Origin of the sequence: Streptococcus iniae (assembly GCF_030732225.1) — a bacterium.
Classification (GTDB): Bacteria; Bacillota; Bacilli; order Lactobacillales; family Streptococcaceae; genus Streptococcus; species Streptococcus iniae.
In genome coordinates this window covers 1,567,082-1,593,259 of sequence record NZ_CP132230.1, presented here as the reverse complement: position 1 = coordinate 1,593,259, position 26,178 = coordinate 1,567,082, and the positions used below count along the sequence as shown (strand labels likewise).

Here is a 26,178-nt window from a genome sequence, read left to right as displayed (position 1 = left end):
GTATTCTCATTTGAATTTTGTTATAATTAAGAGATAAGCAAAAAGGTGGGGGAAATATGGCGAGATTAATTCCAGGTTGGGTTAGAAATCAAGGAATAGACCTTTACAATCAAGGTCTAGTAGTAATTGAAGCTGAAAAAGATGGTCTCATTGAGGCTGAAGTAGATGGTCATAAACTTTCTTATGGGATTGACGATAGTGCGATTTCTTGTCAATGTGAATTTTATGGCCGTAAAAAATACTGTCAACATATTGCCGCTTTGGAGTATTTTTTAAAGAATAACAACGAAGGAAAAGTTATTTCTCAACAATTAGCCAGCCAAACAGAGAACAAGGCAGAAACAGAAAAAATGACCTCATTTGGAAGCCTTTTTTTGGATGGTTTAAAAATGAATGAAGATGATACTGTTTCATACAGGATTTCAGCAAGTGGCTCTAAAAGTCCTTATTCTGGAGATTATTGGTGGAGTTTGAAAATCAATCGCTTGCCAGATGACCGGTCTTATATCATTCGGGATATAAAGGGGTTTTTAAATCAAGTTAAAAAAGAAGGTTATTACCAAATTGGAAAAAATTATTATGAAGTTCTATCTCTTCTAAGGTTTGACCAAGCCAGTCAAGATTTAATCCAATTTTTATGGCGCATTTCACCAGATGGTGAAAAGATAGATCAGAGTTTTATTTTTCCAAATCATGCCAGACATTTATACTTACCCGGAGGCTTTTTTGAAGAAGGGGTTTACCTTTTATCAGATCTCTATGATTTCACCTTTGAAGGTGTTAATCAACAATACCATCATCTTTTTGTAAAACCTTTAGCAGAGGAATCCGGACTATTCTCTTTTGATGTTCACGTTCATCGTAAATTCATTGAACTTGTTATCACTGAAAAAAATGTGCAATTTTTATTTGATAATGAATACCTTTTGTTTCAAGATACTTTTTACCATTTGAATTTGAAACAGCGAAAAATTGTAGGGGCTATTCGAAATCTTCCAATTGAATCTGATTTAGCTAAACACATTCATTTTGATTTAGATGATCAAGCAAAATTAGCAGCAAGTTTGCTGGATTTTCGTGAGGTTGGTAAGGTTAGTGCCCCTAAAAGTTTTGCCATCCGAGATTTTGAGGCTGATTTTTATTTTGATATCAAAGATCACAAACAACTCGTGGCACAACTTGTTTTTAATTATGGAGATACTGTCGTTAAAGACAAACAAAGTTTGGATCATTTGCCTTTTGCAAGTCATTACAAAAAAGAAGAGAAAATATACCGTGCTTTAGCTTATTATGGCTTTAAGGGTGTTTTTAACAGTTATAAAGAGCTTAATTACTCAGATGAACTTTATTATTTTTTTACAAAAGCTATTCCTTATTTTGAAAAGATAGGGTCTGTTCATCTGTCTGAACAATTGCTGCAAATGCGTTATTCTGAAGCTCCTCAAATTAAGATTAGCCAAAAAGGGAGTTTACTAGATATTTCATTTGATTTTTCAGAAGTCTTTGAAAATGATATTGATGATGCTTTAGATGCTCTTTTTGCCAACAATCCTTATTTTGTAAGTAAAAAAGGCCAATTGGTTGTTTTTGATGATGAAACCTTGCGAATCAGTAAGTCATTACAGGAATTAAGGGCTAAACAATTACACAATGGTCATTTACAACTTGATGGGATTGCTGCTATGCAGATGTCTCAACTGTTTTCAGAAATGTCTAATGTGCATTTTTCAGAAGAACTACAGGCGCTTGTTGATAACCTTAATCATCCAGAAAATTATGACTTACCACAACTTGACATAGCTGCCAACATTAGAGATTATCAGTACTATGGCATAAAATGGTTATCATCATTGGATAAATATGGATTTGGAGGAGTTTTAGCTGACGATATGGGTTTGGGGAAAACCCTTCAAACCATAGCATTTTTAAGCAGTAAATTAACAAAAGACTCTAAAATTTTAATCTTATGCCCGTCAAGTTTGCTCTACAATTGGGCGGATGAGTTTGAAAAATTTGCCCCAAGCCTTGATGTCGTTGTTTCTTACGGCTTAAAAACAGTTAGAGATCAATTGATTAGTCAAGGCCATCAAGTAACGATTAGCAGTTATGCCTCTTTTAGACAAGATTTTGAGTCCTATCAAGAACATCATTATGACTACTTGATTCTTGATGAAGCTCAAGTGATTAAAAATGCTCAGACCAAGATTGCTCAGAATTTACGAGCATTTAGCGCAAAAAATTGCTTTGCCTTATCTGGAACACCAATTGAGAATAAATTGCTTGAAATTTGGTCCATTTTCCAAATTGTCTTACCAGGTTTATTACCTGCCAAAAAAGATTTTATGAAAATGGAAGCCAAAGAGGTTGCCCGCTATATCAAGCCCTTTGTTTTACGTCGAAAAAAAGAAGAAGTTCTTCCTGAATTGCCTGATTTGATTGAAATGACCTATTCTAATGAAATGTCTGAAAGTCAAAAAGCAATTTATTTAGCACAATTACGTCAGATGCAAGAGCGGATACGTTTTTCATCGGATGCGCAAATCAATCGACAAAAAATCGAAATTTTATCAGGCATTACACGTTTGCGGCAAATTTGTGATACGCCAGCATTATTTATGGACTACAAAGGGGATAGTGGAAAATTAGACAGTTTACAAACCTTACTTGTTCAAATCAAAGAAAATGGTCACAGGGCTTTGATATTTTCTCAATTCAGAGGAATGCTTGATATTGCTGAGAAAGAGATGTTAAAACTTGGTTTAAGCAGCTACAAAATTACAGGGTCAACGCCAGCTGATGAACGGCAAGAAATGACACGTGCCTTTAACACGGGATCAAAAGATGCCTTTCTTATTTCTTTAAAGGCTGGTGGCGTTGGACTCAATTTAACCGGTGCTGATACCGTTGTGCTTATTGATTTATGGTGGAATCCTGCTGTTGAAATGCAAGCCATTAGCCGTGCCCACCGAATTGGTCAAAAAGATAATGTTGAAGTCTACCGTCTCATTACAAGAGGGACGATAGAAGAAAAAATCCTAGAACTCCAAGAAAACAAGCGAAACCTTGTAACCACTGTTCTTGATGGTAATGAAAGTCGTGCAAGCATGAGTGTGGAAGAAATGAAAGAAATTTTAGGAATAAATTAAGACTTTTCATTGACAGATGTCATTATTACTGTTATAGTAGGTAATGTAAATAAGTTTTTCCGAGTAAAAGTATCAGATTCATCTATGTTTTATCTCTCAGAAGTTTTTTTGCAAATAATATAAAAGAGGTACATAAAATGACTCAAGGTACAGTAAAATGGTTTAACGCAGAAAAAGGCTTTGGCTTTATTTCACAAGAAAATGGTCCAGATGTGTTTGCTCACTTCTCAGCAATCCAATCTGATGGTTTCAAATCATTAGACGAAGGACAAAAAGTTATGTTTGATATCGAAGATGGCCAACGTGGTCCTCAAGCGGTTAACATTACAAAAGCGTAATTATTGGACACCTTAGGGTGTCTTTTTTTGTTGGCTTCAGAAAATCCTTCTTTATCAAAATCTGATTATATGCTAAATTCTCAAAGTAAGTTCCACCTCTAGTAGAAATGGAATTTAGTCTGATAAAAACCAATAAAAACCAACGAAAATCCGTCTCAGACTTCTTCCGTTGGTTTTTATAATGCTTGATTTCATAGGTTTTCAGAGTTAAAAATCGCAAAAAAAGGGTACAAGAAAACCTCCTCATCTGAAAGCGTTTCAGATTAAGTTCCGCTATGGTGGAAGTTAGTGTGAGACGTTTGAGGGAATTAGATTTATATTTTTATATTAGATTTTGTCTTTCAAGAGTATCGGAGATTGGCAGACTTTCGCTGCCGGAATTTTAGTAATGCCAAGTAGACTGGCGACATTTTCTCCATATGTAAAGCAGAATAGTTCATAAGCAGACTTTCCGTTTAGAGACTGCCTTTTCACGCTGTTGATATGCGATAGGGTTAGATTGATATCTTCTTGAGTTAGCGTATCAAATGATGTTCCTGAATCGGTTACACTAAACTAGACAGAATTTATAAAGTGTTCTACACTAAAGAAAATAGGAGAATATGATGTCTAGAAAAATACGTCGCCACTTCACTGATGACTTTAAGCAACAAATCGTTGACCTTCACCATGCAGGGATGAAACGAAGTGAGCTTATCAAAGAATATGAGTTAACCCCATCAACCTTCGATAAGTGGGTTCGTCAGGCAAAAACAACTGGGTCATTTAAAACGATTGATAATCTGACAGATGAACAGCGTGAACTGATTGAACTCCGAAAACGCAATAAAGAACTCGAAATGCAGCTAGATATCCTAAAGCAAGCGGCAGTGATTATGGCACGAAAAGAGAAGTAATCACTGCTAATAAGGATAAATATAGCATTTCAGCTATGTGTCGTTGGTTGAACATTCCTCGTTCTAGCTATTACTACAAGACTGTTAAACCAGTCTCTGAAGCGGAACTTGAAGAAAATATCAAAGCTATTTTTCTCGAAAGTAAGGCCAGATACGGTGCTAGGAAAATCAAGAAATGTTTGGAAAATGAAGGTATCCAGCGGTCTCGTCGTCGGATTCGTCGCATCATGCACAGACTCAACTTAGTATCTGTTTATCAGAAAGCAGTCTTCAAGCCACATTCAAAAGGTAAGAATGAGGTAGCTATTCCTAATCACTTAGCCAGACAATTTCATCAAGAAAAGCCTCTAAAAGCTTTAGTGACAGACTTAACCTACGTTCGTGTCGGTAATGGCTGGGCTTATGTTTGTTTCATTATGGACCTCTACAACCGTGAAATCATTGGCTTATCGGTTGGTTGGCACAAGACAGCAGAGCTGGTGAAACAAGCGATTCAGAGTATTCCTTACGCTCTGACCAAGGTCAAGATATTCCATTCGGACAGAGGAAAAGAGTTCGACAATGCCTTGATAGATGATGTGCTTACAGCCTTTGATATCAAACGCTCACTTAGTCAGGCTGGTTGTCCTTACGACAATGCCGTAGCTGAAAGCACGATACGTACTTTCAGCTACGGCATTGTCGTAAGGACAACCAGCCTGACTAAGCGAACGTGTGATTCCAAAGGCTTCCAATATTTCATCAATTAACTGATTATCAAACTCTTTGCCACGATCTGAATGGAACATCTTGACTTTGGTCAGGGCGTAAGGGATGCTTTGTATGGCTTGCTTAACGAGTTCAGCGGTCTTGTGCCAACCAAGAGACAGGCCGATGATTTCACGGTTGTATAGGTCAATGATGAGGCAAACATAAGCCCAACGATTGCCTACACGAACATAGGTTAAGTCAGTGACTAAGGCTTGTAGTGGTCTTTCTTGCTTAAACTGCCTGTCTAAGTGGTTGGGAATAGGGGCTTCATTCTTGCCTCTAGAATGTGGTTTGAAGGTGGCTTTCTGATAAACAGAAACCAAATTGAGTCGCTTCATAATGCGTCGAATCCGACGCCGTGAAAGTGTGATACCTTCGTTATTCAAGCATATTTTGATTTTTCTGGATCCGTATCTGGACTCGCTCTCGAGGAAAATTCTTTTAATAGTTTCTTCAAACTCCGTTTCAGATACTGACTCCACGGCTTGATAGTAATAACTTGAGCGTGGCATATTCAGCCAGCGACACATCTTTGAAATGCTGTATTTAGCCTTATTAGCAGTGATTATTTCCCTTTTTGTGCCATAATCACTGCCGCTTGCTTTAGGATATCTAATTGCATTTCGAGTTCTTTATTGTGTTTCCTGAGTTCAATTAGCTCCCGCTGTTCATCTGTCAGATTATCAACAGACTTGAATGAACCAGTTGTTTTGGCTTGTCTAACCCACTTATCGAAGGTGGAAGGGGTTAGCTCGTATTCCTTGATGAGGCTGCTACGCTTTCTACCAGCATTGTAAAGGTCCACAATTTGTTGCTTAAAATCATCGGTGAAGTGACGACGTACTTTTCTAGACATGGTTTTTCTCCCGTTTTTCTTAAGTGTAGAACACTTTATAATTTCTGTCTAGTTTAGTGTAACCTATTCAGACATTGAAAGTCAGAAGAACCTTTCCTCCAACCCGTCCAATGACTGTATCCATCTCAAGCCAGGAGCTGAGTTCTGTCTGGTTCATGTAGTCTAAGAAGTCCTCGTAACGTCTCCCTTCTTTGTTGGCTTTGGGAATAGGAGGAAGCGTCATTTTACGTCTTTGCTTGAACTTCACAGCTCTAGGCAGATCGATAGGTGCGATAGATAAGTAGCCTTTCTTGATATGGCGATAAACAGTTGAAGAACTGACATCAAGCTTATTTGTTTTGAGGATGTGATAGATACGCTGTCCCTTTTTGACTCCTTTAGAAACTACCTTGTCCATCTCCCAAAAGGTTTCTTTATTAAGTGGAGTACCTTCTCTGGCTTGGACAAGGAGTTGTTCGTAGTTTTTCTGAGCTTGCTTAGCATAATAGAAGATTTTCTTGTAACCGCAGTTGATTCTCCTTTTTGGGCACCCATTACAAACATAGGGAGCTTTTTTCAAGAGGGGACAATCTAGACAGTTCTTAGAACCATCTCTGAATTGCTTATTTCGTTTGACTTCCTTAGCGATTGTAGTAGGGTCTTTCTGGAGTTTTAGTCCAATGGATTTAAAGGTTTCTCCTCTATCCAAACCTGATTGGACGTCGTTACGGTCTGAGAGGGTTAAGTGTTTATGTTTTGTCAAGATAGATATTCTCATTTCTAACTCAAACGTCTCAGACTTAATTCCACCATAAAAATCCTTCTCACACTAACTTCCGGTTTTTAACCCTAAGTGGAACTTACTTTGAGAAATTACAAATCTGATTATATTGACGAGAAATATAGGAATACTTTGAAAATTATAAGTAATTAGTTTATAATAGGGAAAGCTATAGGAAGGATAGGGACGAGAATGCAAAAAAATCAATTTCCACTGGTTGCAGATGGAGAGCCAATTATTGAAGCAGCTAAGCAAATGTCTTTGTATGAAAATGAAGACTTGATTACCAATATTCATGGCTTTTATCAAGATAAAGATTATGATGATGTAACCAGAGATTTTAATTTTGTTGATGCTTCACAGTCATCTCCTTCAAATGCTGCCTCACGTCAACATATTATTGACGAAGGGCGAAGCTACGCAGAAGAAGCAAGAAAAAGAGCTAGGGCCGATTTAAAACAAAAACGTCAGGCCTATTTAGCTCAGGATTTTAATTTCAACGCCAAATCTAAAGTGCATCCTAAACCACATTCAAGCCTTAAACAAGAATCTAAAAAGGACTTGATAAAAGAGGACACTAGTGCTCAACTAAACACAAAAGAAACCACTAGGGAACAATACAAACGTTCTGACAATAAATGGAGCGGTTATTCTGAGAAATTACAGCAAGATGCTTATATTTTAGCTGAAATTCCTAAAGTATATACAGAACCTAGCCCGACAGAACAGCCTCAAAAAAGTAAAAATAATTATGATTTTTTAAAAAGAAGTCAAATTTATAACAGTCAAGAAAATCGTTACCATAAAGAAAAAACCATTGCACAAGAACTGAACTTAAGTCGACTTGACGATGTGAATTAAAAAGATAAGTTCAAGGAATAAAGGAGTTAACATGTCAAAAACCTATCATTTTATCGGAATCAAAGGCTCTGGAATGAGCGCATTAGCATTAATGCTGCATCAAATGGGTCACAAGGTTCAAGGAAGTGATGTTGAAAAGTATTATTTTACACAAAGAGGATTGGAAAAGGCAGGAATTACCATTTTACCTTTTAGTCCGGATAATATCACTGATGATATGGAACTCATTGCAGGGAATGCATTCCGTAAGGATAATAATGATGAGCTAGCATACGCAATTGAACATAATATCCCTTTTAAACGTTATCATGAGTTTTTAGGAGACTTTATGAAGCAATTTACCAGTCTTGGAGTAGCTGGTGCTCATGGAAAAACATCTACAACAGGCCTCTTGTCACATGTTTTAAGAAATATTACTGATACCTCTTATCTCATTGGTGATGGTACTGGACGTGGTTCTGCAAATGCCCAATACTTTGTTTTTGAATCAGATGAGTATGAGCGTCACTTTATGCCATATCATCCTGAGTACTCAATCATTACAAATATTGACTTTGACCACCCAGATTATTTTACTGGCATTGAAGATGTCTTTGCTGCCTTTAACGACTATGCTAAACAAGTTCAAAAAGCACTCTTTGTTTATGGTGAAGACCAAGAATTGAAAAAGATTACAGCCAATGCTCCAATCTATTATTATGGTTTTGCTGAGGAAAATGATTTTATTGCTTGCGATATCACTCGGACAACAAATGGATCAGATTTTAAGGTGAAACATAATGGTCACATCATTGGTAACTTCCATGTGCCTGCTTATGGACGTCATAATATCTTAAATGCAACAGCAGTTATTGCTAACCTATACATTGCAGGCTTTGACATGGCCCTTGTTGCTGAGCATATGGTAACTTTCTCAGGAGTTAAACGTCGTTTCTCTGAAAAAATCATTAATGACACAATTATCATCGATGACTTCGCCCATCATCCAACAGAAATCGTTGCAACAATTGATGCAGCAAGACAAAAATACCCAAGTAAAGAGATTGTAGCAATTTTCCAACCACATACCTTTACACGCACCATTGCTTTGCTGGATGAGTTTGCTCAAGCTTTAAATGAAGCAGACAGTGTTTACCTTGCAAAAATCTATGGCTCCGCTCGTGAAGTGGATCATGGTGATGTTAAAGTTGAAGATTTAGCTGACAGAATCATCAAACCCTCACAAGTGGTAACGGTTGAAAATGTGTCACCCCTCTTAGATCATGAAAATGCTGTTTATGTCTTTATGGGAGCAGGAGATATTCAGTTGTATGAACGTTCTTTTGAAGAACTGCTGGCTAACTTGACTAAAAACAATCAATAATAGAAACCTGCCATGGGCAGGTTTTCTAGTCGCTGGAGGTATAAGATTAAGATGCTGATAAGAAATGTTAAAGAAAGTGATTGGCAAGCAATCCATCAAATAGAGGCCACTAATTTTTCAAAAGAAGAAGCCATTAGTAAAGAAGCCATTCAAGAACGCATAAAATGTATTCCAGATACCTTCTTAGTTGCAGAAATAAATGATGACATTGCAGGCTACATTGAAGGTCCCATTGTTCAGGATCCCGTTTTGACAGATAATCTTTTTCATAAGGTTGAAAAGAATCCAATTAAAGGAGGCTATCTTGCCATTACAAGCCTGTCCATAAAAGCCGCTTATCAAAAACAAGGCATTGGAACGGCTTTATTAGCGGCATTGAAAGATTTAGTCCTCTTTCAAGAGCGTCAGGGGATTTTACTAACTTGTCACGACTATTTGATAGCTTATTATGAAATGAATGGATTCACCTATCAAGGTCCCTCAGAATCCAAACATGGTGGTGGCTTATGGCATGATATGTTATGGAAAGTGCCCACTCTTTAGCACAAATAGGTGTTTTTGTTAAAACTTAGTGACAAATCATATGATTTTATTGCTTTTATTGGACAATTACGCTATAATTGCGAATGATTATGTTTAGGAGGACTCATTTTTGACCAATCATAAGGATGATGAGCAAAATCGTCAGTCTACAATGGGCTTTAAAGAGCAAATTTTAGCTGAATTAGAAAAAGCAAATCAAATTCGAAAAGAAAAAGAGGAAGAACTTCTTCAGCAAGGTTTGGCCGGAGATGAATTCCGTAAAAAAGAGCAAGAAGTTCGAGAAGCTGCCCAAAAAACAGCTCAACTTTATCATGACTATCAAAAAGAAACTAGTCAGACTTGGACAAGCCATCAAGATAACCAGGAAAAAGGAAGCTGTCAAATTGATTTAAGTCAAGAAGTCGCTCAGACCAAAGAGTCTGACATTTCTAAGACTATTCCCTATACTCCTGTGATGATGGCAGATAAAGAAGATGATTTTTATTCTGCAGAGGGTACTAACTTTGCTGATGAAAAATCGGGTTCAAGTCCTGAATCAGGAGGAATTGTGAGACACCATTCTGCAAGACGTCAAAAAGCTGACAAGATGGCTAAAAAGATTTCAACCATAGTCATCACAACTATAGTAATTTTAATTTTATCGGTAGGCTTATTTGCTACTATTTTTGTTTATAGAGCAGTTAATCCAGTTGATAAAAATGATAATACTTATGTTCAAGTTGAAATTCCGGTCGGTTCGGGTAATAAACTCATTGGACAGGTTCTTGAAAAAGAAGGTGTTATTAGAAGTGCTACCGTCTTTAACTTCTATACTAAGTTTAAGAATTATTCAAATTTCCAAAGTGGCTATTATAATTTGCAAAAGAGTATGACATTGGATGATATTTCAAAAGCCTTACAAAATGGTGGAACAGATCATCCCACAAAACCTGCGTTAGGGAAGATACTAATTCCTGAAGGGTTTAGTATTCGACAAATTGCAAAGGCAATTCAAGATAATGTTAATACCAAAACAAGCAAAGATAAAACACCTTTTAGTTCGAAAGAGTTTTTAAATCTTGTGCAAGATGAAGCCTTTATTAAAGAAATGGTTAGGAAGTATCCAAAGCTTTTGGCAAGCATTCCCAAAAAATCAGATGCAGTCTATCAGCTAGAGGGCTACCTTTTCCCAGCTACTTATAGTTATTACAAAAACACATCAATGCGAGATATTGTTGATGAAATGTTAGCAACTACAGATGCAACGCTTGCTCCTTACTATGATAGGATTGCTGCTAGTGGGAAATCAGTCAATGATGTTCTTACTTTAGCATCTCTTGTTGAAAAAGAAGGCTCTACAGATGTAGATCGTCGTTACATTGCAAGTGTCTTCTACAACCGTTTGAATAATGGCATGGCACTTCAGTCTAACATTGCTATTTTATATGCTATGGGGAAACTTGGCGATAAAACAACACTAGCTGAGGATGCTGCTATTGACACAACCATCAACTCGCCCTATAATATTTATACTAATACAGGCTTAATGCCTGGACCTGTTGACAGTCCAGGAGTTGCGGCGATTGATGCAACTGTTAAACCTGCAGATACTGATTATTTGTACTTTGTTGCTAATGTGCATACAGGTGAGGTCTTCTATGCAAGAACTTACGATGAACATTCTGCAAATGTTCAAAAATACGTCAACGATCAAATCCAGTAGAACAAACATGATGCCTAGGCATCATGTTTGTATTTCTAAAAACTAAACGAAAAGAGAATAAAAAATGGCTGAAAAAACATATCCAATGACCCTAACTGAAAAGATTAAATTGGAACAGGAATTAGAAGATTTAAAATTAGTCCGTCGCCCAGAAGTTGTTGAGCGTATCAAGATTGCAAGATCATATGGTGACCTTTCTGAAAACTCAGAGTATGATGCAGCAAAAGATGAGCAAGCTTTTGTTGAAGGGCAAATTTCAACCCTAGAAACAAAAATTCGTTATGCTGAAATCATTGACAGCGATGCAGTTGATAAAGACGAAGTTGCAATTGGTAAAACAGTAGTTGTTCAAGAAGTAGGAACAACTGATAAAGACACTTACCATATTGTTGGTGCTGCTGGAGCAGATATTTTCTCAGGTAAAATTTCAAACGAAAGCCCAATTGCTCATGCCTTAATTGGTAAGAAAACTGGCGATAAAGCCTTAATTCAATCACCGGCTGCTACTTATGAAGTAGAAATTGTGAGTGTTGAAAAAACAAAATAAAATGGTTGCTGAATTTCAGCGCTTTTTATTTTAAATAAAAAAGGGGCTGGGCAAAAAGTCGAAATCTCATTGATTTTTTCAAATTTCCGAAATAAGAAACCGCATGAAATCAACGTTTGTAAACGAAAGATTTCATGCGGTTTTGTTTATATTAGGCTTTTTACCCAGCCCCTTTTTGTCTTTTAACGGCGTTTACCTTGTTTTCCGGCATTACGGTTTGTTTTTTGATGAGTTATAATGGCTTGTTCAGTTGATGGTTTACTGCCAGCAGTTACATCTTTACGACCTCTGTTAGGTTGGCTTACCTTTGGAGGATTATTTTTGAATTCTTCTTCAATTTTATCACGTAGTTTTGGTTTGATGATAAACATGGTGATCAACTGTTGAATAATACTAAAGAAACCACCAACAAGCCAGTAGAGACCAACACCAGCAGGAAGACTTAGTGTCATGGCAACCATCACGATTGGCATTGTATACATCATGGCTTTCATTTGGGCCCGTTGCTCTTCTGAAACAGCTTGCATAGAGAGCCATGATTGGAAGAGGTAAAGAATAGCAATGATACCAGTCAATAATAAACTTTTACTTCCAAGGTCAATTCCTAAGAAGGTACTTGTAGCAACTCCTTTTGTATATTGTGCTGCAAAATACATAGCTGAGAAAAAGGGCATTTGAATAAGAAGTGGTAGGCATCCCATGCCACCAAGCATGTTAATCCCATTTTCACGTTGAGCAGCCATTAAGTCTTGTTGGGCTGCCATTTTTTCTTCAGGACTACTAGCATTCTTCATACGTTGGTTGATTGGCTCAAATACTGGTTTTAGGTAGGCCATTTTTTCAGACTGGTAACTAGCTTTCCAAGATTGATATAAACCAAGTGGAAGGATGATTGTTCTAACAATAATCGTTACGATAATAATGGCAACTCCGTAGCCAAGCGCAGCATTGTTAGCGAAATAATCAATGAAGAAAGACATGGGCTTACCGAGATAGTCCCAAACCATTCCTTGGGGATTTCCGTGAGAATCACGGCCTACACAACCTGAGAGAGTTAGTAGGATTGATAATGCAAGCCCTGAAAAGAGAATGCGATTTAATTTAATTTTCACTGTTTTTGATCCTTTAATTTTTAGTATACTTATCTATTCTACTGTTTTTTTGTTAAATTAACAATAGTTCTGTAGCTGGAATTTTAGTTGGCCATTTTGAAATCCTTATAATCGGGGAAATTGTCCATTTTCACGTCTAAATAAGTGACTTTTGACCATCTAGAGGGACCTTTACGAATTTTCTGTATAAAGAGAGCTATTTTACTAGCCTTATCAGATTGAGCAAGAATTTCAACGGTGCCATCATCATTATTCCATACTCTGCCATAGATATCACCAATTTCAAGTGCAAGGGCATAAGTTGAATAGCGAAAACCTACACCTTGGACTCTTCCAGAAACAATTAATCGTACTTTTTTCATCTCTATCTCCTTTTTCTTCATTATAACACAGTCCCAGTTAAAATTAAGAAAAAGCCAGCCAATCCTAAGCCTTTGAAATCCTAAGATAAGAGAATATGGTATAATAGAAGCATGATAATAAGTTCAAAAGCAAACCCCTTGATTAAATCAAGTAAAAAATTATTAGTAAAGAAAAACCGGAAAACTTCCTACCTCATTGAAGGTTGGCACCTTTTTGAAGAAGCTCTAAAATCCAAGCAAAGGTTTTTGAATATCTTTGTTGAAGAGGAGATGTGCTCAAGAATTCCAGAACATCTGCCCATTACTTGTGTTACGTTTGAAGTGCTTAAGGAGTTGACTGATTCTCCAACACCTCAAGGAATTATTGCTGAGATTGCCTTTCCTGATTTTGGTAGTCCTTGCAACTTTCCTGGGAAATACCTCTTGTTAGAGGATGTTCAAGATCCTGGAAATTTGGGAACCCTGGTAAGAACTGCTGATGCAGCAGGTTTTGATGGGGTTATTTTATCGGAAAAATCAGCGGATCTTTATAATCCAAAAACCATCAGGTCTATGCAAGGTAGTCATTTTCACTTACCTGTGTGGCGAACAAATGTCTACGATTATTGCCGGCAAATGACAGAAAATGGGATAGCTGTTTTGGCAACGACTCTATCAGAGTACTCTATAGACTATCAAAAAATTGAAAAACCGGATTCTTTTGTTTTGGTTATGGGCAATGAAGGTCAGGGCATTAGCCCTGAGATGGCAGAGCTGTCCAGTCAATTAGTCCATATTAACATGCCTGGGCAAGCAGAAAGTTTAAATGTAGCTGTGGCAGCAGGAATACTTATTTTCAGTTTGATTTAAGCAAATATGATATAATATGGCCATGAGAGGTGATACTATATGAAATATAGGCAAGACCAAGAGTTTATGGAACATGTGGGGCATTTGATTGATCACCCGCGTTTTCAAAAATTGGATGGCATCGTACAACATCACCACTCCACGCGTTTGGAACATTCTATAAATGTGGCCTACACTAGTTATAAAATGGCTAAACGTTTTGGTTGGGATGCAAAAAGTACGGCTCGTGGTGGGCTTCTTCATGATTTTTTCTATTATGATTGGCGGGTAACAAAATTTAATAAAAGCCATGCTTGGATACACCCAAGGATTGCTGTTAGAAATGCTAGAAAACTGACTGATTTGAATAAAAAAGAAGAAGACATTATTTTAAAACACATGTGGGGAGCAACAGTTGCCTTTCCACGGTATAAAGAAAGCTATATCGTTACTATGGTTGACAAATATTGGGCTGTTAAAGAAGCTGTAACTCCAATGCGAAAGCGTTGGGCAAAAAGACGCTTCTTTAAACGTAAAACGCTTAATAGTCACAATCGTTAAAAAGGAGAAATTATGGATAATCAAGCAATTTACACCAGAACGGATTCTGGATTGAATCAATTTTATGCTAAAATATATAGCCTAGTAGGTATGGGAATTGGCTTATCAGCCTTTGTTTCTTACCTCATGTTATATCCTTTTAGGGCTAATTTAATTAGCATTATTGGTGCCCACCCTTGGGTTTATTATGGGGCAACTATTATAGAGCTGATTTTAGTTTTTGTCTCTAGTAGCGCAGCACAAAAAAATACACCAGCTGCTTTACCGCTCTTTTTGACTTTCTCAGCCTTAAATGGATTTACTTTAAGTTTTATCATTGCAGCTTATGCACAAACGACAGTGCTTCAAGCCTTTTTATCTTCAGCTGCGGTATTCTTTGCAATGGCTGTTATTGGCTCTAAAGTTAAAAAAGACTTGTCAGGGCTTCGTAAAGCTATGATGGCAGCCTTAATTGGTATAATCATTGCTAGTCTAGTTAATCTTTTTATGGCAAGTGGTACGGTAAGCTATCTGATTAGTATTGTATCTGTTTTGATTTTTTCAGGTTTGATTGCTTCAGACAATCAAATGATTAAGCGTGTTTACCAAGCTACTGATGGTCAAGTTAATGATGGCTGGGCGGTGTCAATGGCCCTAAGTTTGTACCTTGATTTTATTAACTTGTTTATCAGCTTATTACGTATTTTTGGTCGCAATGACTAATGTTACTAGCTAGTCTCAAGGGAGGCTAGTTTTTATTGTGTCTTTAAATCAGGACTTGTGATATAATACTTCTAATATTTTGAAGATTCGGAGAATAGATATGAAAGAGCCATTTGTAACTGGAAATACCTTAGAAAAAATTGTTGCACAATATCCCACTCCTTTTCACCTGTACGATGAAAAGGGAATTCGTGAAAAAGCCAGAGCCGTAAACCAAGCTTTTTCTTGGAATAAGGGTTTTAAAGAATACTTTGCAGTGAAAGCGACCCCTACCCCAGCAATCTTAAAAATACTAAAAGAGGAAAATTGTGGTTTGGATTGTGCAACGGAAGTTGAATTAATGATGGCACAAGAATTGGGTTTTACTGATATTATGTTTTCCTCTAATAATACGCCTGCAAGGGAATACCAGTATGCTAAAAGCATTGGTGCGACAATAAATTTAGATGCTTATGAACAAATTGCTTTTTTACAAGAATCAATGCCCTTACCTAAACGATTGTCTTTACGTTATAACCCAGGAGGTGTATTTTCTTTAGGGACGACTATTATGGACCATCCGGCAGAATCTAAGTTTGGAATGACAAAAGAGCAGCTTTTCCAAGGATTACAAGATTTACAGGCAGCTGGTGTGGAAGAATTTGGGATTCATTCATTTCTTGCCTCCAATACAGTTACAAATGATTATTACCCGCAGCTTGCCAGAGACTTATTTGCTTTAACGGTGGAAATCAAGGAGAAATTGGGGATTTCCCTAGCTTTTGTTAATTTATCGGGTGGTATTGGTGTCAACTATCGTCCAGAAGAAAAAGCTAACGCTATTGCAATCATTGGTAAGGGTGTAGAGGCAGCTTTTAATGAGATTTTACTACCAAAAGGCTTGGGTGAATTAGCGATCTATACAGAGCTTGGTCGCTTTATGCTTGCCCCACATGGTCATTTGGTGACTAAAGTGCTGCACCGTAAGAAAACTTATAAGGACTATGTTGGTGTTGATGCATCGGCAGTTAATTTGTTGAGACCAGCTATGTATGGTTCTTATCACCATATTACAAACCTGTCAAATCCTAGAGGTGACCTGGAAAAAGTTGATGTTGTTGGTTCTCTTTGTGAGAATAATGATAAATTTGCTAAGGACCGGCTTTTACCTCAAGCCAGGGTTGGTGATTTGCTTGTCATTCACGATACGGGAGCACATGGTTTTTCAATGGGCTATCAGTATAATGGTCGTTTGAGGTCTGCTGAAATTCTTCTTGAAGAGTCAGGTGATGTACGCTTGATTAGAAGAGCTGAAGAGCCAGAAGATTATTTTGCAACGATTAGAGGGTTTGATTTTTAAGGAATTGCTTTCTCTAAAAACAAGGCTAAAGAAATACGACTGTTATTTGTAAAAACAAGCATTTTTTGGTATAATAAATAGAATAAAAAACTAGGAGAATTATATATCTATGTCTACAACTATTTGGATTTTACTTATTATTTTGGCTCTTGCTGCAGGTCTTTTTGGAGGCATTTTTATCGCCCGTAAACAAATTGAAAAAGAAATTGGCGAGCACCCACGTTTAACTCCAGAAGCTATCCGTGAAATGATGAGTCAAATGGGTCAAAAACCTAGTGAAGCCAAAATTCAACAAACATATCGCAACATTGTTAAACAATCTAAGGCTGCTACAGCTAAAGGAAAATAATCCCTTAATTTGAAGTGAGCAAATGCTTCACTTTAATGCATTCAAGTGAACAGTCAGTGATAGTAGAAGTAAACCTACTTTTATCCTTTCGATTAGAGTTGTCAACTGTTCAGGGTTCAAAGCAAAACTCAGTTGGCTCCTACCAACTGAGTTTTTTATATCAAATAGGAAGAAGTTTTCATGGATAATAGACCAATTGGTTTTTTAGATTCAGGAGTAGGAGGACTAACAGTTGTCCGTGAATTGATGCGGCAGCTCCCCTATGAAAATATTGTCTATATTGGTGATTCTGCCAGAGCTCCATATGGTCCAAGACCTGCCGAGCAAATAAGAGAATACACCTGGGAATTGGTTAATTTTTTATTGACAAAAGACGTTAAAATGATTGTCTTTGCCTGCAATACAGCAACTGCTGTAGCTTGGGAAGAAGTCAAAGAAGCCCTTTCAATTCCCGTTTTAGGGGTTATATTACCGGGATCAAGCGCAGCTATTAAATCAACCAAAAATGGGAAAGTTGGCGTTATTGGCACACCAATGACGGTTAACTCAGATATTTACCGGAAAAAAATCCAACTCTTAGCCCCACAAGTGGCAGTGAAAAGCTTAGCCTGTCCTAAGTTTGTCCCTATTGTGGAGTCTAATGAGACACAATCTAGTGTGGCTAAAAAAGTAGTTTATGAAACCTTAGCCCCTTTAGTAGGTAAAGTTGATACCCTTGTTTTAGGGTGTACGCATTACCCGTTGTTAAGACCAATTATTCAAAATGTTATGGGGCCGCAAGTCACCCTAATTGATAGTGGAGCAGAATGTGTTCGAGATATTTCTGTTTTACTTAATTATTTTCAGATTAATTCAAGTAGACACGTTTTAAAGGAAGAACATCACTTTTATACAACCGCAAGTGGAGAGAGTTTTCAAGCAATTGCTAGTCATTGGCTAGATGAAAAAATAGATGTGGAGCATATTGACCTATGAGTGAAAAAATTTATGAATTTAAAGATAATGACAATTGGTTTGTAGGCAAGTGGAATGGGTATAATAGCATAGAGGAAGTTGGCAATCTGATTAATGAGGATTTGGCAAGACTTAATCAAGTGCTCTCTCAGTTGAATACAAATACGATTGAAGAACAAGATTGGGATAACTTTGGTTACGCAATAACTGTCATCAAGAAAAGTTCAGATTTTTCTCTGATTTCTTTTGTTCTTGATATGATTAATCAAGAAACGAGCAGTCATCTTCTTGCTCGCAGACATAATGGTGCCATCTTAATTAGTGACGGAAGTAAAGTCCGAGCAGTAATCTTACCAAAAGATGGCCTTAAGGAATCAGACTTATTTTCAGACATAGCATCAACAGCTCCTAAAAAACTTTTGGTGGCAACACATAATAAGGGAAAAACAGAAGAATTTAAAGCCTTGTTTGCACCTTTGGGCTATGAGGTGGAAGACTTGAATGCTTACCCAGAACTTCCAGAAGTAAAAGAAACTGGAACGACTTTTGAAGAAAATGCACGTTTAAAAGCTGAAAGCATTTCAAAATTAACTGGAAAGATGGTTCTTGCGGATGATTCTGGTTTAAAAGTTGATATATTGGGGGGGTTACCAGGTGTTTGGTCAGCTCGTTTTTCAGGACCTGATGCTACAGATGAAAAGAATAATGCTAAACTCTTACATGAACTTTCAATGGTTTTTGAACAGAAAGATCGCTCAGCGCAGTTTCATACGACTTTGGTAGTGGCTGCTCCAGATTGTGATAGCTTAGTTGTTGAAGCTGACTGGCCAGGGTATATTGCTTTTCAACCTAAAGGAGAAAATGGCTTTGGTTACGACCCACTTTTTATTGTGGGTGAAACAGGTAAACATTCAGCAGAACTCAGTTCTCAAGAAAAGAATGCTCTATCACATAGAGGGCAGGCTGTTAAAAAATTAGTAGAGGTATTTCCAAAATGGCAAGCAAAACTATCATTGTAATGAGTGATTCGCACGGTGACCGAGATATTGTTGCAGCAATTAAGGGAAAATATGAAGGGCAAGTTGATGCCATTTTCCATAATGGGGATTCTGAACTGCAAGCTTCAGATCCTATCTGGCAAGGTATTCATGTAGTTGGAGGCAATTGTGATTACGACAGTGCTTATTGTGATGATTTAGTGATTGATTTGGATGGAGATATTATCGCACAAACACACGGTCATTTATACCAAATCAATTTCACTTGGGACAGGTTAGATTATTTTGCTCAAGAAAAAAGCGCCACTTTATGCCTTTATGGGCATTTGCATCGTCCGGCTGCCTGGAAACTTGGGCAAACGATTTTTGTCAACCCAGGCAGTGTTTCTCAACCACGTGGTGACGTCAATGAAACCTTATATGCGCGTATTCAACTGTCAACTGATAGCATAAAAGTAGAGTTTTTCAACCGAAACCATGAGCTTTATCCCTCATTAACTAAGGAATTTAACCGATGATTGCAAAAGAATTTGAAAGCTTTATCCTTCAACACTTAGACAGTTACCTCATCCCAGCAGATGATTTGGCTATTTTCATTGATACTCATAATTCAGATCATGTTATGTTATTGTTAGTCAGTAATGGTTTTTCAAGGGTTCCTGTTATTACGAAAGATAAGGAATACAAAGGAACCATTAGTATTTCTGATATCATGAATTATCAGGCTAAACACCAGTTGACTGATTGGGAAATGAATCAGACGGATATTGGTAATATGGTCAATACTAAAATTGATGCCATATCAGTTGAGTCAAGTTTGACCTTAATCATGCATAAGTTAGTTGAATTTCCATTTTTGCCTGTGGTTAATGCTAACAATCAGTTTATTGGTATTATTACGCGAAAATCAATTTTAAAGGCTGTAAATAGTCTATTACATGATTTTACAGAAGATTATACAATTGTGGCTAAAAATGATTGAATTAATTGACTTGTTTTTAAAAGAAAAAAACCTATCTGAAAATACCGAAAAAGCTTATCGTTACGATTTAAACCAATTTTTAGAGACCATTTCACATAAATTATCTGATGACAAGTTGCTTCTTTATCAGAAAAAAATGGCACCTCTTAGTTTGTCAGCTAAAAAAAGGAAATATTCAACGGTCAATCAATTTTTACTCTTTCTTTATCAGAAGCATTATTATCCTGATTATTTAAAGCTAACAGAAAAAATAAAACTTGTGAGTGACTCTCAGTGTCCTGCTGAGTTGGATAGCACATTATGTTATCAAGAATCGCCCTATCAAGAAGGACAATTGATTGCACTATTGATATTGGAGTTGGGACTTTTACCAAATGAAATGGCAAACTTAAAAGTAACAGATTTTGATTTAAATTTTCAGGTTTTGACGATTAGAAATCATAAAAACGTGAGGGTTTTGCCATTGCCATCCCAAATGATCCCCTATCTTGAAAATATCTTGGATGCATCACATACCTATTTGTTTGATCATATGGATCACGTTTTTTCAAGACAATGGTATTTTAATAAATTGCGTCAATTTTTGGAATCACTCAATTTGGCTGATTTGTCTGCGCAAAAACTGCGTGAACAGTTTATTATAAAAGAAAAAAATGCTGGAAAATCAATGCTTGAATTAAGTCAGATTCTTGGCCTAAAAAGCCCAATAACACTAGAAAAGTATTACAGACATTAATGGATATAAAAATTAAAGATTTTGAAGGGCCGCTTGATTTACTCTTGCATCTGGTTTCAAAATATCAGGTTGACATTTATGAAGTTCCTATTGTTGAGGTTATTGAACAATATTTGGCTTATATTGAAACCTTACAAGCCATGAAACTTGAAGTGGCAGGAGACTACATGCTGATGGCTAGTCAATTAATGCTTATCAAAAGTCGTAGACTCTTGCCAAAAATGGTTGAAGCTGAACCTGATGAGACAGATCCTGAAATAGACCTTTTAAGTAAAATTGAAGAATATAGTCGTTTTAAAGAGTTGAGTCAGGATTTAGCCAAGCAACATGAGCAACGGGCCCTTTATTTTTCAAAGCCCAAGCAAGAACTTATTTTTGAAGACATTAAACTGAAAACAGATACCTCTGTTATGGATTTGTTTTTAGCCTTTTCAAAAATCATGACTGTTAAGCAAGAAGAATTTAAGAACACTCACACTGTTATTGAAAGAGAAGACTACCGTATTGAAGACATGATGAAACATCTTGAAAGTAAATTGGAGCATCAAAAGCTTTTACCTTTAACGGACGTCTTTAAGGAATGTTCTAATATTAATGAGGTCATTACCTTGTTTTTGGCCACTCTAGAATTAATCAAGGTTCAATTTGTTACAGTTGAGCAGGATTATAATTTTGCCGACATTATATTGAGAAAGGAATCCTGATGAGCTATTTGTCTCAGATTGAAGCACTTTTATTTGTAGCTGGAGAAGAGGGGTTGAGTGTCCGTAATTTAGCAACCCTCTTGTCGTTGACCCCAACAGCTTTACAACAGCAGTTAGAAAAATTATCAGAAAAATATGCAGATGATGATGCGTCAGCGTTATGTTTAATTGAATCATCTCAAACTTATAAATTGGTGACAAAAGAAGCCTATGCAGACCTTTTAAGAGTTTATGCTAAAACACCAATCAATCAAAGTTTGTCAAGAGCAAGCTTAGAAGTGTTATCAATTGTAGCTTATAAGCAACCCATTACAAGAGTTGAGATAGATGATATTCGTGGTGTTAATTCCAGTGGCGCTTTGAGTAAATTAATTGCTTTTGATTTAGTTAAAGAAGCAGGCAAAAAAGATGTTATTGGTCGTCCTAATTTATATGCAACCAGTGATTACTTTTTGGATTATATGGGAATCAATCACTTGGATGAATTGATTAATGTTTCATCCTTGCAAATTGAAGATCAAGAAGTTGCATTATTTAACAATAATGATTAATCCAACTAAGAATGGATAGGAAAGAGAAAAAATGAGAATTAACAAGTACATTGCACATGCCGGTGTTGCAAGCCGTCGTAAAGCCGAAGAATTAATTAAACAAGGTTTGGTTACATTAAATGGTCAAGTGGTAAGAGAATTAGCAACATTAGTTAAGTCTGGTGATGTGGTTGAAGTTGAAGGAAGCCCAATTTATAATGAGGAAAAAGTTTATTATTTGCTCAATAAACCTCGTGGTGTGATTTCAAGTGTTTCAGATGATAAAGGCCGTAAGACAGTTATTGAGTTATTGCCACAAGTTAAAGAGCGTATTTATCCTGTAGGACGTTTGGATTGGGATACTTCTGGTTTACTAATCTTGACAAATGATGGTGATTTTACAGATAAATTGATCCACCCTCGTAATGAAGTTGATAAGGTTTATCTTGCCCGTGTAAAAGGGATTGCAACGAAAGAAAATCTTCGTCCGTTAACCCGTGGTGTGGTCATTGATGGTAAAAAGACGAAACCGGCTCGGTACAATATTATCCGTGTGGAAGCTGATAAGAATAGATCAATTGTTGAACTAACGATTCATGAGGGACGAAATCATCAGGTTAAAAAGATGTTTGAATCTGTTGGTCTTTTAGTTGATAAATTATCACGGACGCGTTTTGGCACATTAGATTTAACTGGTTTAAGGCCAGGTGAAGCTCGCCGTCTGTCTAAAAAAGAAGTTAGTCAACTGCACAATCTTGCAACAACAGATAGATGATAAAGAATCTACTTATTTGGCTAGTCAAAGTTTATCAGAAGTCAATATCACCACTTTTTCCAGGGACTTGTCGTTATCGACCGACCTGTTCAACTTATATGATTATGGCCCTTGAAAAGCATGGTTTAAAAGGGCTATTAATGGGAATTGCTAGGATTTTAAGGTGTCATCCTTTTGTTGAGGGGGGAGAAGATCCGGTACCTGATAAGTTTACCTTAAAAAGACACAAAAAAAGCTGAGATTATGTGATATTATCAGCTAAAACAATTGACAATGCCTTTCAAAGTGATATAATAACAAATAAGCATTCGTTGGTTTAAATCAAACCTGTTATGATTTAAGTTAATGAATCACCATCAACCACATTGTTTGCTGAGCGTGACTCCGGGCAGTGTGGTTTTTTATGATTTAAGAAATGGATTTGACAATGACAGTTGATATTGAAAAAAACAAGTATAGAGAAGCTGATAGTAAGAACCATGTGGTTTTATTTGAACCTCAAATTCCACAAAATACAGGAAATATTGCAAGAACATGTGCTGCTACAAATGCTCCGTTACACATTATTAAACCTATGGGATTTCCAATTGATGATCGTAAAATGAAGCGAGCTGGTCTTGATTATTGGGATAAATTAGATGTCCGTTTTTATGAGAATTTAGAAGAATTCTTAGCAAATTGTCAGGGGAAACTACATCTAATTAGTAAATTCGCTGAAAAAACCTATAGCCAAGAAAATTTTGCAGATGAGGATGATCATTATTTTATTTTTGGCCGTGAGGACAAAGGCTTACCAGAAGACTTTATGCGTTCACATGAAAAAGAAGTCTTACGAATACCAATGAATGATGAACATGTCAGAAGCCTTAATGTGTCTAACACAGTCTGCATGATTGTTTATGAAGCCTTAAGACAGCAAGAATTTCAAGGCTTAGAATTAAGTCATCATTACGACAATGACAAATTAAAATAAGGAAATATTAAGATGGATTGAAACACAATGGTTTTAATCTTTTTTTTGTAGTCTTTACTAAGGGCAAAACCTTGCTAATAAAAGATTTTTTTGATATCCTATAAGTGTCTTCAGGGCAGGGTGTAATTCCCGACCGGCGGTGACTAGAAATAGAAGTCCGCGAGCGCAAGCTGATGTGGTGAAACTCCACAACCGACAGTAAAGTCTGGATGAGAGAAGACCGGGTTTTTTGAGTTGCTTTTTTAGTGTACTCAACTACGAAGGAACTTCTTTCAATTTGAAAAAATTGGAGGAACTTTTTTATGTCAAAAACACATCGTTTGGTAATGGTTGCAATTTTATCAGCCTTATCCTTTATCCTGATGTTTTTTAGCTTTTCAATCATTCCAGGAGCAAGTTTCCTTAAGATTGAATTTAGTATTATCCCTGTTTTGTTGGGACTGGTTTTGATTGACCTTAAGCACGCTTACTTGATTCTTATATTGCGGTCACTTCTCAAATTGATTCTCAATAACAGTGGCATTAATGATTTTATTGGTTTACCAATGAATATCATTGCACTAGCAACCTTTGTTACCTTATTTGCCTTGGTTTGGAAACCCCAAAAGAATAGAGGTCAATTTGTTTTTGCTAGTGTTTTAGGAACGCTTTCTTTAACCCTTGTTATGGTGTTATTGAACTATTTTTATGCCGTTCCTTTGTATGCTAAGTTTGCAAATTTTGATATTTCAGCTTATATTGGTTTAACCAAATACATGGTTTCAATGGTTATTCCCTTTAATCTTGTTGAAGGTCTAGCTTTTGCACTTTCATTTTATTTCATTTACTTTGCTTGCAGACCAATAATAGAAAGATATACCATTTAAATGACAAACAAACAACATTATTTACTCAAGTCATCATTTGCTTTCCTGATTTTTGTTATGATTGGCTATACTGTCCAGTTTTATCCCAATACCTTGCATGGGTTTGATAGTTATGTTCAAAATGCTGTGCGAGGACAGTTGCCAAGTCACTTAACAAGTATGTTTAAGGCCATAACTGTTATGGGAAATGTGCTGACGCAATTTATTCTTGTTTTTTTATTCGCAGCTATTTTCTACATAAAAAAATGGAAAATAGAGGCCTTGTTGGTGCTGATTAATGGTGCTATAGCAGGTATTTTAATTGTTGCATTCAAACAGGTTTATCAACGTATCAGACCAGATTTAGAACATTTAGTTCATGCTGGTGGCTTCTCCTTTCCAAGTGGTCATTCCTTAGGTAGTTTTTTAATCTTAGGATCACTTATTATCATCATCCATGATCGGGTCAAACATGGTTTTTTGAAGTATTCGATGCAGTTAATTCTAGGTTTTCTTATTTTATTAATAGGCTTGTCGAGAATCTATTTGGGCGTGCATTATCCATCAGATGTTTTTGCTGGTTTTGTTTTGGGTTATGGCATTTTAAATTTAATTTATCCCTATTATCTCAAAAAACGATTTGAGTGGCGATTTCATTCAAAACAGCAGTAAGGAATTATAAGTGAGGAAAAATCATCGAAAGAGCGTTTTTCCTTTTTTTATTGTGTTAAAATAAGAAGTATGAAAAAACGATACCAGACTCTAAATGATTACTATCGAAAGCTATTTGGTCAAAAAATTTTTAAAGTGCCTATTGATGCTGGATTTGACTGTCCTAACCGTGATGGAACTGTGGCACATGGTGGGTGTACCTTTTGTACGGTTTCAGGATCAGGAGATGCTATTGTAGCGCCTGATGCTCCAATTAGGGAGCAATTTTATAAAGAAATTGATTTTATGCACCGTAAATGGCCAGACGTCAATCAGTATTTGGTTTATTTTCAAAATTTTACCAATACTCATGACACTGTTGAGGTGATTCGACAACGTTATGAACAAGCTATTAATGAACCTGGCGTGGTTGGAATTAATATAGGTACTCGGCCAGACTGTTTACCTGATGAGACTATTGCTTATTTGGCTGAATTATCTGAGCGGATGCATGTTACAGTTGAGTTAGGACTTCAAACAACCTTTGAAGAAACCTCACGCATAATTAATAGAGCGCACTCGTATGACCTCTACAAGGAAACGGTCAAACGTCTTCGTAAGTTCCCTAAAATTGATATTGTATCGCATTTGATTAATGGTCTTCCTGGAGAGACCCATGAGATGATGTTAGAAAATGTTCGGCGTTGCGTCACAGATAATGCTATTCAAGGCATCAAGTTGCATCTTTTACACTTGATGACAAACACACGCATGCAAAGAGATTATCATGAGGGGCGGTTGCAATTATTAAGCCAAGAAGACTATGTCTCTATTATTTGTGATCAATTAGAAATTATTCCAAAAGATATTGTTATTCATCGCATTACAGGTGATGCACCAAGAGACGTGCTGATTGGGCCCATGTGGAGTTTAAAGAAGTGGGAAGTGCTAAATGCTATAGATAAAGAAATGCAGAGGCGTAATTCTTATCAAGGGTGTCGTCTCGAGAAATAAA

The 26,178-nt window shown here is 36.6% G+C and carries 28 protein-coding genes, 4 pseudogenes and 1 riboswitch; of the genes and pseudogenes, 27 read left to right on the top strand and 5 right to left on the bottom strand.

What is annotated here, in order from left to right:
* Positions 1-56: 56 nt before the first annotated feature.
* Both Q9317_RS07890 and Q9317_RS07885 read left to right on the top strand, forming a co-directional pair.
* Positions 57-3,146 carry a pilus expression-regulating Snf2 family helicase gene (locus Q9317_RS07890; RefSeq protein ID WP_016356109.1) on the top strand — a complete coding sequence of 1,030 codons (3,090 nt, stop codon included), beginning with the start codon at positions 57-59 and terminating at the stop codon, positions 3,144-3,146.
* 137 nt (positions 3,147-3,283) lie between these two features.
* A complete protein-coding gene (locus Q9317_RS07885) occupies positions 3,284-3,484 on the top strand; it encodes a cold-shock protein (RefSeq protein WP_003101659.1) in 201 nt (66 codons plus the stop codon).
* 327 nt (positions 3,485-3,811) lie between these two features.
* Here Q9317_RS07885 and Q9317_RS07880 read toward each other — a convergent pair.
* Positions 3,812-4,033 (bottom strand): annotated as a pseudogene (locus Q9317_RS07880) (IS30 family transposase); the annotation flags it as partial.
* A gap of 56 nt (positions 4,034-4,089) precedes the next feature.
* Between Q9317_RS07880 and Q9317_RS10600 the strand changes: the two are divergent.
* Together Q9317_RS10600 and Q9317_RS07875 are read left to right on the top strand one after the other, a co-directional pair.
* Positions 4,090-4,380 (top strand): transposase, encoded by a 291-nt coding sequence (locus tag Q9317_RS10600; RefSeq protein ID WP_003098689.1) that lies wholly within the window; start codon positions 4,090-4,092, stop codon positions 4,378-4,380.
* Positions 4,381-4,415: 35 nt separating this feature from the next.
* A pseudogene (locus Q9317_RS07875) lies at positions 4,416-5,051 on the top strand (IS3 family transposase); the annotation flags it as partial.
* On the opposite strand, the pseudogene Q9317_RS07870 reads toward Q9317_RS07875, so the two are convergent.
* Positions 5,001-5,986, bottom strand: a pseudogene (locus Q9317_RS07870) (IS3 family transposase); the annotation flags it as partial. The pseudogenes Q9317_RS07875 and Q9317_RS07870 overlap by 51 nt on opposite strands.
* A 70-nt stretch (positions 5,987-6,056) precedes the next feature.
* Positions 6,057-6,728, bottom strand: a pseudogene (locus Q9317_RS07865) (helix-turn-helix domain-containing protein); the annotation flags it as partial.
* A gap of 210 nt (positions 6,729-6,938) precedes the next feature.
* Between Q9317_RS07865 and zapJ the strand changes: the two are divergent.
* The 5 genes from zapJ to greA all read left to right on the top strand — a co-directional run bounded on the left by zapJ (position 6,939) and on the right by greA (position 11,762).
* The gene (gene zapJ, locus Q9317_RS07860; RefSeq protein WP_003101650.1) at positions 6,939-7,607 is read left to right on the top strand and encodes a divisome accessory protein ZapJ; all 669 of its coding nucleotides are present in this window, start codon (positions 6,939-6,941) and stop codon (positions 7,605-7,607) included.
* Between the two features lie 31 nt (positions 7,608-7,638).
* Positions 7,639-8,970 (top strand): UDP-N-acetylmuramate--L-alanine ligase, encoded by a 1,332-nt coding sequence (gene murC / locus Q9317_RS07855; RefSeq protein WP_003101648.1) that lies wholly within the window; start codon positions 7,639-7,641, stop codon positions 8,968-8,970.
* Positions 8,971-9,021: 51 nt separating this feature from the next.
* Positions 9,022-9,513 (top strand): GNAT family N-acetyltransferase, encoded by a 492-nt coding sequence (locus tag Q9317_RS07850; protein ID WP_003101647.1) that lies wholly within the window; start codon positions 9,022-9,024, stop codon positions 9,511-9,513.
* 109 nt (positions 9,514-9,622) lie between these two features.
* Positions 9,623-11,215, top strand: coding sequence for an endolytic transglycosylase MltG (gene mltG, locus Q9317_RS07845; RefSeq protein WP_003101645.1), 1,593 nt, complete (start codon positions 9,623-9,625; stop codon positions 11,213-11,215).
* 64 nt (positions 11,216-11,279) lie between these two features.
* On the top strand, positions 11,280-11,762 hold the full coding sequence (greA, locus tag Q9317_RS07840; protein WP_003101643.1) for a transcription elongation factor GreA: 483 nt from the start codon (positions 11,280-11,282) through the stop codon (positions 11,760-11,762).
* Positions 11,763-11,944: 182 nt separating this feature from the next.
* Here the strand turns inward: greA and yidC are convergent, their stop codons facing one another.
* Positions 11,945-12,874, bottom strand: a complete 930-nt coding sequence (gene yidC / locus Q9317_RS07835) for a membrane protein insertase YidC (protein WP_003101638.1) — start codon at positions 12,872-12,874, stop codon at positions 11,945-11,947.
* An 83-nt stretch (positions 12,875-12,957) separates the two neighbouring features.
* Complete coding sequence (locus Q9317_RS07830) at positions 12,958-13,236, bottom strand: acylphosphatase (protein ID WP_003101636.1); 279 nt, start codon at positions 13,234-13,236, stop codon at positions 12,958-12,960.
* 111 nt (positions 13,237-13,347) lie between these two features.
* Between Q9317_RS07830 and Q9317_RS07825 the strand changes: the two genes are divergently transcribed.
* The 18 genes from Q9317_RS07825 to mnmL all read left to right on the top strand — a co-directional run bounded on the left by Q9317_RS07825 (position 13,348) and on the right by mnmL (position 26,177).
* Positions 13,348-14,085 (top strand): TrmH family RNA methyltransferase, encoded by a 738-nt coding sequence (locus Q9317_RS07825; protein WP_003101634.1) that lies wholly within the window; start codon positions 13,348-13,350, stop codon positions 14,083-14,085.
* Positions 14,086-14,124: 39 nt separating this feature from the next.
* Positions 14,125-14,625: an HD domain-containing protein gene (locus tag Q9317_RS07820; RefSeq protein ID WP_003101632.1), complete on the top strand. Its 501-nt coding sequence runs from the start codon at positions 14,125-14,127 to the stop codon at positions 14,623-14,625.
* 12 nt (positions 14,626-14,637) lie between these two features.
* Positions 14,638-15,327, top strand: a complete 690-nt coding sequence (locus Q9317_RS07815; protein WP_003101631.1) for a Bax inhibitor-1/YccA family protein — start codon at positions 14,638-14,640, stop codon at positions 15,325-15,327.
* A 100-nt stretch (positions 15,328-15,427) separates the two neighbouring features.
* Positions 15,428-16,666 (top strand): diaminopimelate decarboxylase, encoded by a 1,239-nt coding sequence (locus Q9317_RS07810; protein ID WP_003101629.1) that lies wholly within the window; start codon positions 15,428-15,430, stop codon positions 16,664-16,666.
* A gap of 109 nt (positions 16,667-16,775) precedes the next feature.
* A complete protein-coding gene (locus Q9317_RS07805; protein WP_003101627.1) occupies positions 16,776-17,015 on the top strand; it encodes a YneF family protein in 240 nt (79 codons plus the stop codon).
* Positions 17,016-17,195: 180 nt separating this feature from the next.
* Positions 17,196-17,990, top strand: coding sequence for a glutamate racemase (racE, locus tag Q9317_RS07800; protein WP_003101625.1), 795 nt, complete (start codon positions 17,196-17,198; stop codon positions 17,988-17,990).
* A complete protein-coding gene (locus Q9317_RS07795; protein ID WP_003101624.1) occupies positions 17,987-18,988 on the top strand; it encodes a nucleoside-triphosphate diphosphatase in 1,002 nt (333 codons plus the stop codon). Before racE ends, Q9317_RS07795 begins: the two co-directional genes overlap by 4 nt.
* The gene (locus tag Q9317_RS07790; protein ID WP_003101622.1) at positions 18,964-19,485 is read left to right on the top strand and encodes a metallophosphoesterase; all 522 of its coding nucleotides are present in this window, start codon (positions 18,964-18,966) and stop codon (positions 19,483-19,485) included. The genes Q9317_RS07795 and Q9317_RS07790 overlap by 25 nt, the downstream gene beginning before the upstream one ends.
* Positions 19,482-19,949, top strand: a complete 468-nt coding sequence (cbpB, locus tag Q9317_RS07785; RefSeq protein WP_003101621.1) for a cyclic-di-AMP-binding protein CbpB — start codon at positions 19,482-19,484, stop codon at positions 19,947-19,949. The genes Q9317_RS07790 and cbpB overlap by 4 nt, the downstream gene beginning before the upstream one ends.
* Positions 19,942-20,685 carry a site-specific tyrosine recombinase XerD gene (gene xerD / locus Q9317_RS07780; protein ID WP_003101618.1) on the top strand — a complete coding sequence of 248 codons (744 nt, stop codon included), beginning with the start codon at positions 19,942-19,944 and terminating at the stop codon, positions 20,683-20,685. The genes cbpB and xerD overlap by 8 nt, the downstream gene beginning before the upstream one ends.
* A complete protein-coding gene (locus tag Q9317_RS07775) occupies positions 20,685-21,389 on the top strand; it encodes a segregation/condensation protein A (RefSeq protein WP_003101616.1) in 705 nt (234 codons plus the stop codon). The genes xerD and Q9317_RS07775 overlap by 1 nt, the downstream gene beginning before the upstream one ends.
* Positions 21,389-21,940, top strand: a complete 552-nt coding sequence (gene scpB, locus Q9317_RS07770; RefSeq protein WP_016356103.1) for an SMC-Scp complex subunit ScpB — start codon at positions 21,389-21,391, stop codon at positions 21,938-21,940. The genes Q9317_RS07775 and scpB overlap by 1 nt, the downstream gene beginning before the upstream one ends.
* Before the next feature lie 31 nt (positions 21,941-21,971).
* Positions 21,972-22,694 carry a pseudouridine synthase gene (locus Q9317_RS07765; RefSeq protein WP_003101614.1) on the top strand — a complete coding sequence of 241 codons (723 nt, stop codon included), beginning with the start codon at positions 21,972-21,974 and terminating at the stop codon, positions 22,692-22,694.
* Positions 22,691-22,933 (top strand): membrane protein insertion efficiency factor YidD, encoded by a 243-nt coding sequence (gene yidD, locus Q9317_RS07760; protein ID WP_003101613.1) that lies wholly within the window; start codon positions 22,691-22,693, stop codon positions 22,931-22,933. The genes Q9317_RS07765 and yidD overlap by 4 nt, the downstream gene beginning before the upstream one ends.
* 188 nt (positions 22,934-23,121) lie before the next feature.
* Positions 23,122-23,667 (top strand): tRNA (cytidine(34)-2'-O)-methyltransferase, encoded by a 546-nt coding sequence (locus tag Q9317_RS07755; RefSeq protein ID WP_017794611.1) that lies wholly within the window; start codon positions 23,122-23,124, stop codon positions 23,665-23,667.
* A 102-nt stretch (positions 23,668-23,769) separates the two neighbouring features.
* A riboswitch (FMN riboswitch) is annotated at positions 23,770-23,892 on the top strand.
* 77 nt (positions 23,893-23,969) lie between these two features.
* Entirely contained in the window at positions 23,970-24,533 is a 564-nt protein-coding gene (locus tag Q9317_RS07750; protein ID WP_003101601.1) for an ECF transporter S component, read from the top strand.
* The gene (locus Q9317_RS07745; protein WP_003101599.1) at positions 24,534-25,184 is read left to right on the top strand and encodes a phosphatase PAP2 family protein; all 651 of its coding nucleotides are present in this window, start codon (positions 24,534-24,536) and stop codon (positions 25,182-25,184) included.
* Positions 25,185-25,253: 69 nt separating this feature from the next.
* Positions 25,254-26,177 carry a tRNA modification radical SAM protein MnmL/YtqA gene (gene mnmL / locus Q9317_RS07740; protein WP_003101597.1) on the top strand — a complete coding sequence of 308 codons (924 nt, stop codon included), beginning with the start codon at positions 25,254-25,256 and terminating at the stop codon, positions 26,175-26,177.
* Position 26,178 lies beyond the last annotated feature (1 nt).